This is a genomic window from Kordia sp. (assembly GCF_965224175.1).
Lineage (GTDB): Bacteria > Bacteroidota > Bacteroidia > Flavobacteriales > Flavobacteriaceae > Kordia.
Genome location: NZ_OZ245041.1, coordinates 4119802 through 4136610, shown reverse-complemented (window position 1 = coordinate 4136610; position 16809 = coordinate 4119802). Strand labels below are relative to the sequence as shown.

General features: G+C 33.5%; 15 protein-coding genes. 5 read left to right on the top strand and 10 right to left on the bottom strand.

Annotated elements, in window-relative coordinates; all coding sequences use genetic code 11:
- Positions 1-4: 4 nt before the first annotated feature.
- From ACOQOS_RS17880 to ACOQOS_RS17835, 10 genes are all read right to left on the bottom strand, one after another.
- Positions 5-625 carry a hypothetical protein gene (locus ACOQOS_RS17880; RefSeq protein WP_420571839.1) on the bottom strand — a complete coding sequence of 207 codons (621 nt, stop codon included), beginning with the start codon at positions 623-625 and terminating at the stop codon, positions 5-7.
- Positions 626-755: 130 nt separating this feature from the next.
- Positions 756-2024: a serine hydrolase domain-containing protein gene (locus tag ACOQOS_RS17875; protein ID WP_420571838.1), complete on the bottom strand. Its 1269-nt coding sequence runs from the start codon at positions 2022-2024 to the stop codon at positions 756-758.
- Between the two features lie 118 nt (positions 2025-2142).
- A complete protein-coding gene (locus tag ACOQOS_RS17870; RefSeq protein WP_420571837.1) occupies positions 2143-2952 on the bottom strand; it encodes a LytTR family DNA-binding domain-containing protein in 810 nt (269 codons plus the stop codon).
- A 10-nt stretch (positions 2953-2962) separates the two neighbouring features.
- The gene (gene clpX, locus ACOQOS_RS17865) at positions 2963-4195 is read right to left on the bottom strand and encodes an ATP-dependent Clp protease ATP-binding subunit ClpX (RefSeq protein ID WP_420571836.1); all 1233 of its coding nucleotides are present in this window, start codon (positions 4193-4195) and stop codon (positions 2963-2965) included.
- Between the two features lie 27 nt (positions 4196-4222).
- Positions 4223-4915 (bottom strand): ATP-dependent Clp endopeptidase proteolytic subunit ClpP, encoded by a 693-nt coding sequence (gene clpP / locus ACOQOS_RS17860; RefSeq protein WP_420571835.1) that lies wholly within the window; start codon positions 4913-4915, stop codon positions 4223-4225.
- Between the two features lie 79 nt (positions 4916-4994).
- The gene (gene tig, locus ACOQOS_RS17855; protein ID WP_420571834.1) at positions 4995-6323 is read right to left on the bottom strand and encodes a trigger factor; all 1329 of its coding nucleotides are present in this window, start codon (positions 6321-6323) and stop codon (positions 4995-4997) included.
- 232 nt (positions 6324-6555) lie between these two features.
- On the bottom strand, positions 6556-8070 hold the full coding sequence (locus ACOQOS_RS17850; RefSeq protein WP_420571833.1) for a G-D-S-L family lipolytic protein: 1515 nt from the start codon (positions 8068-8070) through the stop codon (positions 6556-6558).
- Between the two features lie 19 nt (positions 8071-8089).
- A complete protein-coding gene (locus ACOQOS_RS17845) occupies positions 8090-9343 on the bottom strand; it encodes an OmpP1/FadL family transporter (RefSeq protein WP_420571832.1) in 1254 nt (417 codons plus the stop codon).
- A gap of 126 nt (positions 9344-9469) precedes the next feature.
- Positions 9470-10240, bottom strand: coding sequence for an alpha/beta fold hydrolase (locus ACOQOS_RS17840; protein WP_420571831.1), 771 nt, complete (start codon positions 10238-10240; stop codon positions 9470-9472).
- A complete protein-coding gene (locus tag ACOQOS_RS17835) occupies positions 10237-10956 on the bottom strand; it encodes a pyridoxine 5'-phosphate synthase (RefSeq protein WP_420571830.1) in 720 nt (239 codons plus the stop codon). The genes ACOQOS_RS17840 and ACOQOS_RS17835 overlap by 4 nt, the downstream gene beginning before the upstream one ends.
- Positions 10957-11050: 94 nt before the next feature.
- On the opposite strand from ACOQOS_RS17835, the gene ACOQOS_RS17830 reads away from it, so the two are divergent.
- From ACOQOS_RS17830 to bamA, 5 genes are all read left to right on the top strand, one after another.
- Positions 11051-11707 (top strand): acetoin utilization protein acuB, encoded by a 657-nt coding sequence (locus ACOQOS_RS17830; RefSeq protein WP_420571829.1) that lies wholly within the window; start codon positions 11051-11053, stop codon positions 11705-11707.
- A 3-nt stretch (positions 11708-11710) separates the two neighbouring features.
- Complete coding sequence (locus ACOQOS_RS17825; protein WP_420571828.1) at positions 11711-12595, top strand: NAD kinase; 885 nt, start codon at positions 11711-11713, stop codon at positions 12593-12595.
- A 100-nt stretch (positions 12596-12695) separates the two neighbouring features.
- Positions 12696-13382 (top strand): DUF6089 family protein, encoded by a 687-nt coding sequence (locus ACOQOS_RS17820; protein ID WP_420571827.1) that lies wholly within the window; start codon positions 12696-12698, stop codon positions 13380-13382.
- Positions 13383-13402: 20 nt separating this feature from the next.
- Positions 13403-14143 (top strand): isoprenyl transferase, encoded by a 741-nt coding sequence (locus ACOQOS_RS17815; RefSeq protein ID WP_420571826.1) that lies wholly within the window; start codon positions 13403-13405, stop codon positions 14141-14143.
- A 7-nt stretch (positions 14144-14150) separates the two neighbouring features.
- A complete protein-coding gene (gene bamA / locus ACOQOS_RS17810; protein ID WP_420571825.1) occupies positions 14151-16772 on the top strand; it encodes an outer membrane protein assembly factor BamA in 2622 nt (873 codons plus the stop codon).
- The last annotated feature ends 37 nt before the right edge of the window (positions 16773-16809 follow it).

Below are 16809 nucleotides of genomic sequence, written 5' to 3'. Positions count from 1 at the left end.
TTATTTACACAAACTGAAATTTTTCATCTAAAATTTTCATGAACTCTTCTGGCTTTTTTACATCATTTTCAGAAATAAATAAACTTTCTCTCACCTTTGGATATTCATCAATAAATTTAATATCTTCAACTTTTTTCAAAGAAAATGATTCCATAATTTTCAAGAAAGAAGATTCATTGACTCCCCAAAATTTAATATATTTACAATCTGCTATAAATACTTCTATGAGTTCATTTTCTGTATGAAAAATCATTCCTATTTCCATTAAAGTATCTAAAACTATTTCTGTTTTATAATCCTTTAAAAAATCTAATATTTCAAACTTTTCTGTGTATTCGCCATAATTCGGATCTCCATCAACGACATTAAAAATAAGAGAAGCTTCTGTTGGCAATTCATCACAAAGTGACAAAAACAAATCCCAAAGTCGCGAATTGTTAATATTTATTTCTGCAAAGAATTTAAAGGCAAACTCTGAATTAGGATCATTTTGAAACAAAGTATAACCTTCTACTATATTAGCTGTTTTACTTAATTTAATTCTTTCTAAAACTGCCAAGTCTCTTGGAGCTTCAGAGGATTCTAAAAGACGGAGCGTTTTTGGGAGTTCAAGTTTTGATTTCATAATTAGCAATATAATAAATACTCTTATGAATACACGACTAGTTTGTGTTTTAGAGACTAATGTCTTAAAGTTTTAAAAACTAAAAAAAGCCCTTTTCAGGGCTTTTTTTTAGTTCAGATATGATTACGTATTAGATTTGTTTTATACGTTTACTTTGCTGTTCAGTCTTTTTAGGTAACATCTTCTTATAGCGTCCATTTCCAACATAGGTATAGATTAATTCTGAAAGGTAGAATCTTTTGTTACGCCAAGAATCTCCTAAACGAACCACAATGATATTTTCTATAGGATTCACATATACATACTGCCCAAGGATTCCTAATGCATTGTAATCATCGCCTTGAAAATGCGATACATATTTACCATTTTTTAGTTTTTTAGCTTTTAGAAAGTCTTTATTGTTTGCTACCGCATACGCTTTCCCTTCTGCTTCTGTTTCAAAGATGTCATAATGTGAATTTGTCCACCATTTATTTTTATAGTCAGAATGTGCGTATATTTTCTTTCCACTATTTGTTTTTGCTACCCAAGCTTCCGGAACAATTTGCACTCCATTATATGTTCCTCGATTTAGATATAACCTTCCAAATTTCGCAAAATCTTCTGTCGTGGCGTTTAAACAACAGAATGCTTTTACCATTTTGTTACGTTCGCTATCTACTGTCCATGTTGCATCTGACTTCATTCCGAGTGGTTTCCATATTTTTTGTGATAGATATTGTTCTAATGGCATTTTAGTCACGCGTTCTAAAATAACACCTAATACTTGTGTATCTATACTTCTGTAATTGAAACGACCTGGTGCTTCTTCAATCGTCATTCCATGTGTGATTTTTGTACGAATGTTAGTTCCGTAGTACAAACGAGCCATTCCTGTAAATGGATTGATACGCGGATATTCATCAAATTTAATCCCGCTTTGCATGTTTAATAGGTGTTTTACGGTGATTTTAGCAAAATCTTGGTCTTGTTTCAATAATTCTGGCAAGTACGTTGTAATCGGCTCATTTTCGTTCAACAAACCTTCTTCTTGGGCGATTCCTACCAACGCTGATACAAATGATTTTGCAACCGAAAACGACGTTAATAATGAGTTTTCATTATATTCATTGAAATACTTTTCATAAACAATGGTATCATTTCTAATTACCATAAAAGCATTCGTATTACTTTCTTCCAAAGCTTCATCTAAAAAAGTAGCCAATTCGGCATCGGTTTTAGCAGCAAACATAAAATCTTCTGCTCCTTTTTCTACAGTAACATTTGGCTGCCATTCATTATCTGTAACGTCTGCTTGTCCATGCGCAATAGATCGATACACCATGGTACAACTTTCACAATAAAAAGTGGTAATTATTAATAATGTTAGGGCGAATATTCTAAATATTTTCTTCTGCATACTAAACTGTTTTAATTGTTTTGACAGTTCAATATTCAGGCATTTTTCCAGTGTTTACAACTATTTGTGGCGAATGAATCGGTTTGAGTGGTGAAATTTTTACGCTTTGGCGAATGGTTTATTCTGCGGGATTAATGAATTTTTCAACCAAGAGCTTCTTATAGGTTTTCGACACCGGAATTTCTGTAGTTTCTGGCTTTAAAATTAGAATTGTTTGAGAAGATTCTCGTTTCCACTCTAAAAAATGAATTGGATTGATTAAGAATGAACGATGTGTTTTTAGCAAGAATGGAAATTCTTTTTGCAACACAGATATTTTATTCCGGAAGAGTTCACTTTTCAATTCATCATTTAATATATAAAACACTTTTACATAATTGTTTGCCGATTCTATAAAAACAAGTTCCGTTTCTTTGATATGCAATACTTCTGCTTTGTTTTCTCCTTTTATGACAATGACACGTTCTTTTGTATCAGAAGTTGTTTCTACAATAGTTTTTTCACTAAACATCCATCTTAAAAAAATGATGACTGGAATCATGAGAAAAACGGTAGGAATAACGTTTTGAAAGAAGAAATAAGAAAAAGTATGCGCATACGGGTCGTTTTCAAGTAAAATAAATTTAAAGAACAAGTACCCTATTCCTCCACCAATTATAAGTAATGAAAGGATAAATAGTCCTTCTTGCAAAAAAGTCCAAGTTCCTGCAAGCTTGTATAATAATCGTTGAATTGGAATTGTAAAGATGTACGTAAGTATTCCAACCGCAGTATAACCAAATACGGCGAATATTCGATCTGGTGGCGGCAACTCGTACATATCGAATGGCTCTACATAGTAGAAGAATATAAACACCCAAAGTCCAACAAAAAATCCAATCAATAATTGTTTTCTTATTGATTGGATATAAAAATTCTGTATGTGCATTATCGTTGTTTTATGATACTGCTTTTAACTTTTTAATTGCTACTTTCGATAGCTTTTTTTCAGCGTATGTTTTCGTGATTTTTAATTCTTTTTCTTCTGATCCAGGCAAATCAAACATCGCATCTGTTAAGATTGTTTCACATAGTGAACGTAATCCGCGCGCACCAAGTTTGTATTGAATTGCTTTTTCCACGATGAATTCTAACGCGCCTTCCGTGATATCAAACTCAATATTATCCATAGCGAATAATTTTTTGTATTGTTTGATAATCGCATTTTTAGGCTCCGTTAAAATAGCACGTAATGTGTTTGCATCTAACGGATTCATATGTGTCAATACTGGCAAACGACCTATAATCTCTGGAATTAACCCGAAATCTTTTAAATCTTTTGGAATGATGTATTGCAACAAGTTGTCGCTATCAATTGCTTCTTCATCTTTGGAAGCACTATATCCAACAGCCTGCATGTTTAATCTACGTGTAATTACACGATCAATACCATCAAAAGCTCCACCGGCAATAAATAAGATATTTTCCGTATTTACTTCGATAAATTTTTGATCTGGATGTTTTCTTCCTCCTTTTGGCGGAACGTTTACAACAGTTCCTTCAAGAAGTTTTAGTAATGCTTGTTGCACACCTTCTCCAGAAACATCTCGTGTAATTGAAGGATTATCACTTTTACGTGCAATTTTATCAATTTCATCAATAAATACGATTCCTCGTTCTGCTTTTTCCAAATTATAATCTGCAGCTTGCAACAAACGTGTTAGGATACTTTCTACATCTTCTCCAACATAACCTGCTTCAGTTAAAACTGTTGCGTCAACTATTGCTAACGGAACATTTAACATACGTGCAATGGTTTTTGCCATTAAGGTTTTCCCAGTTCCTGTTTGCCCAACCATAATGATATTACTCTTTTGAATTTCAATATCATCATTTGTTGGCGCTTGTAATAATCGCTTGTAGTGATTATACACAGCAACCGACATTACTTTTTTTGTTGCTCCTTGACCGATAATAAATTCGTCCAAGAATGCTTTGATTTGTTTTGGTTTGCGAAGTACCAATTCAGATGACAATTCATCATTGCTTGACTGTTTTGATTCTTCTAGAACAATCCCGTGAGCTTGCTCTATACATCTGTCGCAGATATGTGCATCTAAACCAGCAATCAACAGATTAGTTTCTGGTTTTTTTCTACCACAGAATGAACATTCTAATTCTTCTTTCGCCATTATTTCGTATTGTTGACTTATTCGAGATTATTCTCTAACAAGTATTTCATCAATCATTCCGTATTCTTTAGCTTTATCAGCTTTCATCCAGTAATCTCTATCTGAGTCTTCATATACTTTTTCGTAAGATTGTCCTGAATGCTTAGAAATGATTTTATATAATTCTTCTTTTAATATTAAGATTTCTCTTGCTGTGATTTCAATATCACTTGCTTGTCCTTGCGCGCCTCCAAGTGGTTGGTGAATCATCACTCTTGAATGTGTTAATCCAGAACGTTTTCCTGCTTGTCCTGCACATAATAAAACGGCTCCCATAGAAGCTGCCATACCTGTACATATTGTTGCTACATCTGGTTTAATGAATTGCATTGTATCATAAATTCCTAAACCTGCATATACACTTCCTCCAGGAGAGTTGATATAAATTTGTATGTCTTTTGATGAATCTACACTTTCCATAAAAAGCAATTGCGCCTGTACAATATTTGCAACTTGGTCATCAATTCCTGTTCCTAGAAATATAATTCTATCCATCATTAATCGAGAGAACACGTCCATTTGCGCTACATTCATTTGACGTTCTTCAATGATGTATGGAGTCATTCCTACTGGATTTGCAAATGTAGATGGAGACATGCGACTTACAATTTTATCGTAGTACATATTACTGATACCGTGATGTTTAGTCGCGTATTTATGAAATTCTTTCTTATAGTTCATTTCGTGTCTTTATATTTTTTGATTAAAAAAGGCGTTAAAACAATAATTTTTAACGCCTTAAATATAAGTATTTTATTTCTTACTGACTATCTCCGTAAACTTCTTTAACGAAGTTTTCGTAAGTCACTTCCTTCTTTTTAAGGTTTGCTTTTTCTTTGAAAAGTTCTAATAATTTTTGACTTAACAATTGATCTGTTAATCTACGAACTTCTTCTTGATTTGATAAAATTCTAGCAGCGATATCTTCTAACTCTTGATCACTAGGATTCATTTGTCCGAATTGTGCCATTTGTGCTTTGATCATTTGTTTTGAAAATTCTTTTAAATCTTCAAATTGAACTTGCACTTCGTTATCTTTTACCAAACGATCTTGGATTAATTGGTAACGCAATCCTTTTTCTGATTTTGTGTATTCTTCTTCAGCTTGCTCTGGCGTTAATTCTTGCTCACCTGCAGATTGAATCCACTTCTTTAGGAAGTCAGCTGGCAAATCGAATTTAGTATTTTCGATTAATCCTTCTGTCACATCATTCAATAAACGTTGATCAGATTGTTGTACAAATTGTCTTTCTGCATCTTCTTTGATCTTCTCTTTCACTTCTTCTAAAGAAGTTACATTTCCTTCTCCAAATAACTTATCGAATAACTCTTGGTTTAATTCTGCCAATTCTCTTGTGTTAGCTTCATTAATCTTGAAAGTTACTTCGATATCTAAACCGTTTGCATCTTCATTAGAAACTTTTAAGAAATTTACCAAATCATTATCTTCATTGAATAAACCTTTAGTTTTTAAAGTTAATGTTTCTCCAACTTTAGTCCCAACAAATTTATTTAGATTTCTCTTTCCTTTGATTTTATCTAAGCTGAAAGTAGCGTTTTCTTCAATTTCTTTTTCTTCATTTGAGAAAACTCCAGTTACTTCAGAAACTTCTGTAACTTCATCCTGACTGATTAATTTTCCGTACTGCTTTCTGATGTTCTCTACTTGTCCATCAATCATCTTGTCATCAGCAACAATATTATATTGTGTAACTGCATTCTCTTTTAAGTCAACACTAAATTCTGGTGCCAAACCTAATTCAAATTCGAAAGAGAATGTTTCTGCATCCCAATCAAATTCTTCTTGCATTCTAGGTAATGGGTTTCCAAGAATATCAAGTTTTTCTTCCACTAGGTATTTATTCAAACCTTCTTGTAAAAGTTTGTTTACCTCATCAACAAGTACTGCTTTTCCATATTGTTTTTTCACCAACCCCATTGGCACATGTCCTTTTCTGAAACCTGGAATGTTTGCAGTTTTTTTGTAATCTGTTAAGATTTTAGTCACTTTGTCGTTATAGTCTTCTTTTTCGATATTTACTTTAACAACTGCATTTAGCGCGTCTATATTTTCTCTTGTTATATTCATCTTCGTTTTTGTGATATGAAAATTGGGTTGCAAAAGTACATTATTTTTACAAGCGAATCAAGTTTTTAAACAATTGTGTATCAGTTTATTTTTACTGCAATTACAGAAATTTTAAAGCTTTATACATTAGCTTACGATTTTCACTAGAGAGAACTTAGTTTTTTGTACACATACAAGCATAAAAAAAGCACCGATTTCTCAGTGCTTTTGTATATATTTTTCTTATTTCCGACTAGTTTGATGGAACTACTGTCACTCCAGGATAGTATCCTGCTGTCACTCTTGGCACATCAGCACCATATTTTTCGTTAATTACTCTAATGAATTCGTCAGCTACAATTGCATAACCTCTTGAGTTTGGATGTACACCATCCAAAGAGAATACAGTTGTAGAAATTGCATCACTAGATCCGTCAAAGTAGTTGTTTGTATAAATTTGTCCGTCTGCAGTACGTAAACCAGAAACTAATTCTTCTAATTTTACAGCCATGTCAGCTACTGCTAAATCATTTGCTGCTGCGATAGCAACAATTGTATTATTATATGCAGTTCTAGCATTTCTTACCAATTGAATTTCAGTCGCTGTTAATACCCAGTTATCTGCTAAAGGTACTCCAACTCCGTTTATAGAGGCTGGATTTGTAGGATCAGCTAATGTTCCTATGATTGCAGAAGAAGGTAATACTAATAAATCATCAACTGTAGCCATTCTGTAGCTTGGAATTCCAAATCCTGTAAGATTTGTTAAATCTTCATCAATAATTACAACTGCATTTTGACCTGCCGAGAAAGAAATTGTACGTTGTGCAACTTCTGCAGCAGTGATTAATCCATTTCCAGCTGCGAATTGTAATCCACCATTATATTGTGCATACGCTCCATTTGCAAAAGCTGCTGTTTGCGCATCCATTGGAATTGGGTTGTAAGGAACTGTTGTAAAGTAAGGAATAGATGTTACATCTGGCAATGTAGCTACAACTCCTTTTGCTCCGTTTGCTGTTAATGCGTCTATCAAACCTTGGTACGTAAACGCAAATACTCCTGGGTCAGTAATATCATTGAATCCATACGATAATACATTTGGGTTTCCTGTTTGATCTTCTCCTGCTCCTCCTGAAGTAGCATATGCTAAAATATCATTGTTTCCTATCCAAAGTGAAAAGAACGTAGGATTTAAAGAAACAGCATCACCAATTACAGTCGTCCCTGGTGTAGTTGCATGTCTTACAAAGTAAGGATTTGCAGCTCCAACTGCTAGGTTTGTAATATCTCCATATCCAGGCGCTCCTAAATGGAATGATTTTGCTCCAGGAACTCCCATGTTATTATAAGCCGTTGCTTGTAAGTTAGACAACTCCATTGTTGGTGCAACATTTAAATTTTCTGGACCTCCTTGACTTGCATCAATTACCAAACGTGTTCCAAATCCTGGCAATGGAGTTCCTGCTAATAAAAATCCTCCAGAATCATTTACATCATCATCATAAGATGGCTGTGTAAAAGTTCCTCCACCAGCAAAAGCAAATTTCTCTGCCATGATGTTTGGAAATGAGTTTTGTTGACCGCTTCTAAATACAGTTCCATCCATGAAACCAGCTGTTAACGAGTTCCCAACTGCTACATAGGTAGAAAAGTCTACACTTCCACTTGTGTATGTTCCGTTTTGCTCAATTGGATTATCAAACTCTGGTTGGCAAGCAAATAATCCTAGCGCTAATACTGCTAAATATTTTATATTATTTTTCATCTTTTTCTGCTCTTTGATATTATAATTTATACGACACTCCGATTCCTGCTACTAAAGCATTCGACTTATATTCTCCTCCAAATGACAAACGTCTTCCAGCTTCTACAAAGCTATCGTATGTGTTATCAATTTCGTTAGAATGTACGTATAATACAGACGCATCAATTGCCCATCTACTGTTTAAGTTATATGAAAAACCAGCTGTGAAGTTTACAGAGTCTGGTCTTGGTGTTTCTGGCGCAAAGAATCCATCTCTTATAGGAGATTCATCAAAATAGAAACCAGCTCTTACTGTTACTTTCTGAGTTGCTTCATATTGCGCACCAATTTTATAGATTGATGAGTTCTTGTAATTTCTTGGGTTTCTTGATAATCCAGCTGCGTTGAAAAATTGTACATCTAAAGACTCGTATGCATCCCAAAATGTTCTTGTGTAATCGAAAGCAATTAACCATTTGTCAGCTGGCTTAAAAGAAGCTCCAAAAGTTAATTCAGCAGGTAACGGTAAAGATGCCGTAAAATCTCCATCTGCAAAACCTGGCGCTAATGCTGCCGGTAAGTTTTCGAAATCTGCAGTACCATCACCTCTTTCTACATCCATATCAATTCTTGAACGGTAGTTAAAACCTAAGTTGATATTTTCCGTTGGGCGAAACATTGCACCAATGGTATATCCCCATGCATTAATACCAGAAGCATCAATAGTTACATTTGAACGATTTCCTGCTTCATCTGCTAAACTTCTAGATAAGTTTCTGTTAAAGTTTACAGCTCCAGTTACATATATTGGTCCACCACCAACACTTAATTTATCCGTAATTTTAATCGAAATTGTAGGCTGTACGAAGATTGCCGACAATTCAATTTCATTTACTAAGTGAGAACCTTCCCAATCTGTTGGCCACTCTACTCTACTTCCGTAAGGAGTGTATACTGCTAATCCAGCAGATAACCAATCTGTAATTTTGTAAGATCCATATGCATAAAACGGAGTTCCTACTGGATTATCAGCTTCTGCTGTGTATCCGAATTCTCTGTTTTGATATGATGTATTTGACAGCACAGCTGCTGCTCCAAGTGATACGTTTAATTTCCCATCCAAGTATACCAAACCTGCAGGGTTAAAAAATGCTGATTCAGCACTTGTTACAACTGCAACTCCTGTATGTCCCATTGCTAATTGCTTATGACCCTGTACTCCGACTCTATATCCTCCAGCGTACATTACCGAAGCCGAAAACGCGATGGTCAATACCAATAATAGTTTCTTCATAATAATTAAATTGATGATTTAAGGTTAAATTTTTGTAAAATCAGTGCTTCAAAATTAGCATAAATTATGATAAACACAAGAATTAAACGAATTTATTATGCATTCATAGTAAATTTAAAACGATTCTTAAGAATTCAAAAAAAGCAAGGATTTTTCAAAAAATTCTTTTGGATTTTCAGCGTGCAACCAATGTCCAGAATTTGAAACTTGTTCAATTGTCGCATTTGGGAAATATTGGTATATTAATTTCTCATCACCTGTAAGAATATATTCTGATTTGTCTCCTTTTAGAAACAAAGTAGCTTTAGAATATGTAGTAATTCCAGAAAGTGCTTCTCCAATTTCTTCTACATTTTCTATTAATGAATCTAGGTTGATACGTAAACCGAGCGTTTTATTTTCTTGCCAGTATAAGTTTTTTAGTAAGAATTGACGTGTTCCAAATTCTGGCACATATTTTTTCATGATAGCTTCTGCATCACTTCTACTTGTAAGTGTTACTTGCTGAATAGCAGATAGACCTGCTAATATTTTTTCATGATGTGTTGGGTAGAATTTAGGACCAATATCTACAATAATTAATCTATCTAGCATTTCTGGATAATTTACTGCAAATAGCATCGCAGTTTTTCCTCCCATAGAATGTCCTATTAGAGAGATCTGATCTAATTTATGATATTCACAATAGCGTTTTACATCTTCCGAAAGGAGATCATAATTAAATTCTTCCGACTGAAAGCTTCTCCCATGATTTCGCTGATCAATTAAATGCACTTGAAATCCAGAAGCCGCAAATTTCTTTCCGAGTGTTTTCCAGTTATCAGACATTCCCAAGAAACCATGTAATATTAATAACGGTTTTCCTTCAGCCCCAACAATATTAGAATGTAAAATCATACCTTTAGTTTATTTAGATACATATTCACAACATTTTCCACACCTAAGTATAATGATTCAGAAATAAGTGCATGCCCAATAGAGACTTCTAGCAGTCCTGGAATTTCTTTAGCAAAGAATTCTATATTCTCTAAATTTAAATCATGTCCTGCATTTACTCCAATTCCTAATTCGTTTGATCGTGCTGCACAATCTACATAGGGTTGAATTGCTTTTTTATTCCCTAAACTATATTGGTGTGCAAATTCTTCAGTATACAACTCTATACGATCTGTCCCAACAGCTTTTGCTCCATCAATCATTTCTATAACTGGATCGACAAATATTGACGTGCGAATACCATTATTTTTGAATTCTGAAATAACTTCCGTCAAAAAATCTTTGTGTTTAATTGTATCCCAACCAGCATTTGAAGTAATAGCATCTACTGCATCTGGTACCAAAGTTACCTGTGTTGGCTTTACTGCCAAGACTAAATCCATAAATTTCTGGATAGGATTTCCTTCAATATTATATTCTGTATGTACAATGGGTTTTAAATCATGTGCATCTTGATACCGAATATGACGCTCGTCTGGACGTGGATGAATTGTAATTCCTTCCGCACCATATTCTTGAACATCTTTGGCAAATTTTATCAAATTAGGAACATCGCCACCACGAGAATTTCTGAGTGTCGCAATTTTATTTATGTTCACACTAAGTTTTGTTGTCATTGCATTTATTTTTTAACTGAGCACAAAAATACAAAGTTAGCATGCTTAGAAGTAGTTATTTTTAATTAATTTGCACCCACAAATCTTTTGTTCTATGAATATTGCACAATACATTCTCAATGATGTTACACCATTATCTATAAATGATGTTGTAAAAGAGGCGCAATTGGTTTTTAATCAACTTACTTATTCTCACATTCCCATCTCAGAAGATGGCGTATATTTAGGATGCTTATCTGAGACAGATTCTCATTGCTTTGATGCTGACAAAGAAATTAACGAATATCGTTATGCTTTAGAACAGTTTTTTGTGAGAGAACAAACTAACTGGATTGATGTGCTGGAAGCATTTGCACAAAATTCATCGAACATTATGCCTATTTTGAATGAGAAAAACGATTATATAGGTTATTATGAACTAAATGATATCATTAATATATTTAACGACACACCTTTTTTACATGAAGTAGGAAGTGTTTTAGTTGTTGAAAAAGGAATTAAAGATTATTCATTTAGCGAAATCAGTCAAATTGTAGAATCAAATAATGCACGTTTATTAGGAGCTTTTATTTCTAAAGCTGAAAACGACGTTGTACAGGTAACATTAAAATTAAACAATGCTGGTTTAAACGAAATCATGCAATCGTTTAGAAGATATAGTTATAATGTTGTTTCAGAATTTGCAGAAGATACATACATGCAAAATTTGAAAGAACGTTCTGAATACTTAGACAAATACTTGAATATTTAAGTCATGAAAGTTGGTATTTACGGTCAATTTTATCATCAAGATTCAGGCGAATATGTTACATATTTGCTAGAAAATCTACATCATTTTGGCGTAGAAATTTATTTCGAGAAAAAATACTACGAAATTTTCACGGAGAAAGTAGCTGTCACGGAAAGCTACGAAGTATTTGAATCTTATGAAGATTTAGATGAATCTTTTGATTTATTTTTTAGCATTGGTGGCGATGGAACTATTTTACGAACTATTACACTTGTACAAGATTTAAACATTCCTATTCTCGGAATCAATACAGGAAGGCTTGGTTTTTTAGCTACAATACAGAAAGAAGAAATCAAAGACGCCATTTCAAAAATAATCAGTAAAGAGTTTACCGTTATAGAACGTAGTGTACTTGCTGTTGAAACTTCTCCGATCAATGAAGATATTGCAGCAATGAATTTTGCTTTAAATGAAGTTACTGTTGCCAGAAAGGATACAACTTCTATGATTACCGTAAAAACACACCTAAACGATGAACATTTGAATTCGTATTGGGCAGATGGTTTAATTGTAGCGACTCCGACAGGATCAACAGGATATTCATTAAGTTGCGGCGGACCAGTAATTACACCAAACAACAATAGTTTTGTATTAACACCAATAGCTCCACACAATTTAAATGCGCGTCCATTAGTAATTCCTGATCATACTACCATTCGATTAGAAGTTTCTGGACGTGAAGATAAGCACCTTATTTCTTTAGATTCTAGAATAGCAACTGTAAACATAAATAGTGAAATTACTATCAAAAAAGCTCCTTTTACAGTGAAGCTTGTAGAACTTGAAGGACAAAGTTTCTTAAAAACACTACGAAAAAAGCTTCTTTGGGGAGAAGATAAACGAAATTAAAAGCAATAAAATCCAGCAAATTATGTTTAAATGCCATAGGTTTATTTTATGAATTGCCTATAACAAAAGAGAATACTATATTTGCAAACTTTTGATACCTATGAGAAGACTCGTTATAATGTTGGTTGCTTTTACTTTAGCCCAAACACTGAATGCGCAACTCCATGAAATTGGAGCGTATGTTGGGTATAGTAATTTTATTGGTGATGTGGGATCAACACAGTATATAAATCCAAACCACTTAGCGTATGGAGCTATATATAAATGGAATAGAAGTGAAAGACATTCGTTTAGAGCGTCGATCACAAGAACACTTTTGGAAGGAAAAGATATCAATTCTGATGATCCTGCCAGACAATTAAGAGGATTACAATTTACCAATACCATTACGGAATTTTCTGTTGGTATTGAATTTACATTTTGGGAATTTAATTTACATGACATAGATCCGCAAGGAACACCATATCTATATACAGGAGTTTCATATTTTAATTATGACACCTTATTTTTAGAAAATAACAGAATTGTTCCTTATGGAGACGACAATACATTTGCAATTCCAATGGTAATTGGATACAAAATGACGATTTCAGATAATTTCATCTTAGGTTTAGAGCTTGGCGCTCGCTATACTTTTACAGATGATATTGACGGAAGCAATCCTGTAAATGACAAAGAAGATTTCGATAATTTGAAATTCGGAAATATAAATAGTAATGATTGGTATATGTTTACGGGAATCACCCTAACCTATACCTTTGGAAAAAAACCCTGTTTTTGTTACTAGTGTAGCAAGCAACAATACGAATGAGTTTAGCAACAAAAATACAGAAAGACTTTTTGCCGAAACATTTAGCCATTATTATGGACGGAAATGGTCGTTGGGCAAAACAAAAAGGAAGACTCCGTGTTTTTGGTCATGAAAATGGAAGTAAAGCGGTAAAGCAAACAGTAGAAGCTTGCGCAGAATTAGGCATACAAAATCTTACACTGTATGCATTTTCAACTGAAAATTGGAATCGCCCAAAATTAGAAGTAGATGCTTTGATGCGTTTATTAGTTTCTTCCTTAAGAAAAGAGCAAAAATTACTTGTTGACAACAATATAAAACTTCAGGCCATTGGTAGTTTAGATACACTTCCAAAAAAGGCTAAAAAAGAACTGTTTGAGGTTATTGAGAAGACTAAAGACAACACACACATGACTTTAACACTAGCGCTGAGCTACGGTTCTCGCGAAGAAATAAAAAATGCTGTTAAAGAAATATGTGATAAAGTTAAAAATAATATAATTTCTTTGGAATCTATTGATGAATCCATTATTAATCAGCATCTTTACACGCAAAATTTACCAGATGTAGATTTACTTATACGTACCAGCGGAGAGCATCGTATAAGTAATTTTTTGTTATGGCAAATAGCATATGCTGAACTATATTTCACTGATGTATTGTGGCCAGACTTTAGCAAGGAACATTTATATGAAGCGTTGATTAATTATCAAAATAGAGAACGAAGATTTGGAAAAACAAGCGAACAAATTAATTAGAATTTTAATGCAAAAAAAATACCTTAAATCATTATTACTACTCATAGTACTGTTTTGCAGTATCGCCATAAATGCACAAGAAACTACTTTCGATAAAGGAAAGAAGTACACGATTGGCGGCATTAAAGTTACCGGATTAAAAAGTTATAACGAACAAACCGTTATTACCTATACGCAACTACGTGAAGGACAGGAAATTTTAGTTCCTGGAGAAGAAATTAGTGCTGTAATTAAAAAACTTTGGGGATTAGAGCTTTTTAGCGATATCAACTTCTATATTGATCGTATTGAAGGTGAGAAAATTTTCTTAGAATTAAACATTCAAGAATTACCAACATTATCTGATGTAGAAGTTCGTGGTTTAAAAGAAAATAAAGCTGCTACTGTTATTAAAGAAACAGAACTTAAAAAAGGAAAGAAAATTACAGAGAGTTTCTTAGCAAATACTAAAAACTACATCCAAAACAAGTATAAAAAACAAGGGTTTTATCGTACAAAAGTAGACATTACTACACAGCAAGATACTACAGACAATGCCAAGAACAACATGAAGGTTATTGTAAATGTAGATCGAGGTAAAAAGATAAAAATCAAAAAGATTCGTTTCTCAGGAAACGAGCAATTTAAAGACAAAAAGCTTCGTAGAACTATGAAAAATACGAAGCAAAAGTTCCCACTACGTATTTTCAAAGCTTCTAAATTCATTCCTGAAGATTACAAAGAAGATTTAAGCTCTATCATAGAAAAATACAAGGAAAACGGATATCGTGATGCTCGAATTGTTAAAGATTCTATCAGTTGGAATGAAGACAATACATTAAATATTGACATTGCTATTGAAGAAGGAAACAAATATTATTTTGGTGATATTACATTCTTAGGAAACTCTGTATATAAAGATAGAGATCTTAATAGATTATTAGGAATCAACAAAGGAGATACATATAATGGTGTATTATTAGAAAAGCGTATTGCTGATGAGACTGATCCTGATGCAGACGATTTGACTAACCTATACCAAAACAACGGATATTTATTCTCTAACATCAATCCAGTTGAGGTTTCTGCAAAGAATGATACTATCGACTTTGAAATTCGTATCATTGAAGGAAAACCAGCATATTTCAATAATATTTCTGTTGTTGGAAACGAAAAAACAAACGATCACGTAATTTATCGTGAAATCAGAACAAAACCAGGAGAATTATATAGTAAAGATAAAATTATCCGTACGATTCGTGAACTTGGACAGTTAGGATTCTTTGATGCTGAGCAAATCAAACCAGAAATCAAAAACCCAGATCCAAACAGTGGTACTGTTGATGTAGAATATAGTTTAGCTGAACGTGGGGGAAGCCAAATAGAACTGCAAGGTGGTTATGGTGGTGGAGGTTTCATCGGAACCTTAGGGCTATCATTTAACAATTTCTCTATTCGTAACCTATTTAATGGAGATGCTTACAAACCACTTCCTACTGGAGATGGACAAAAATTAGCATTACGAGCTCAAGCTAGTAGATTCTTCCAAACATTTAGCTTCTCATTCACAGAACCATGGCTAGGAGGAAAAAAACCTGTACAGTTTACTACATCTTTATCACATACCGTACAGTTTTTATTCAACCCACAAACAAACAATGCTGATAAAGACAGACGTTTCTTAATTACTGGTATTTCGATCGGATTGGCAAAACGTTTAGCAGAACCAGATGATTATTTCGTATTATCACAAGCATTAAGTTTTCAACATTATAACTTAAAGAACTATAACACAGGATTATTTACCTTTGGTGATGGATTTTCAAACAACTTCTCATACACAGTTGCTTTGAGTAGAAACTCTTCAGGACCAAATCCAATTTATCCAATGCAAGGTTCAGAATTCTCTGTAAGTGCAAAACTTTCCTTACCTTATTCGCTGTTTAATAACGTAGACTATGGAAATTTAGAAAATCAAGATGATTTTCAGTTGAAAGATGCGAATGGAAATTTCCTAAATGCAAATGCAAATTTACCAGGAGAACCAGCAAACTTAGGTCCAACATTAGAACCAGGAGAAGTTTCAATTGTTGATAGAGGAAAAGTTGATCAAGAAAAATTCAAATGGTTAGAATTTTATAAAATTAAATTCAAAGGTGCTTGGTACCAAAATGTTGTTGATAAATTAGTTTTAAAAACAGAAGCAAATTTTGGGTTCTTAGGAGCGTATAACAACGATAGAGGAATCATTCCTTTCGAAAGATTCTTTGTTGGTGGAGACGGTTTAGGTAACTTTAGTTTAGATGGTAGAGAGGCAATTGCATTGCGTGGATATCCAAATCAATCACTTTCTGATTTAGATGGAGGTACTATTTACAATAAATTTTCGTTAGAGTTACGTTATCCGATTACATTGAAGCAAACAGCATCTATTTATGCATTGACATTTTTGGAAGCTGGTGGATCATTTAATTCGTTTAAAGAGTATAGTCCATTTGAGTTAAATCGCTCAGCTGGTGCAGGATTACGTATATTTATGCCTGCATTCGGATTATTAGGTATTGATTTTGGGTACGGATTCGATCCAATCCCAGGAACGACGCAGCGAAACGGATGGGAAACGCATTTCATTATCGGACAACAATTTTAAGTAAATTTAATTTTGGCACGATATTTTCTATTAACAA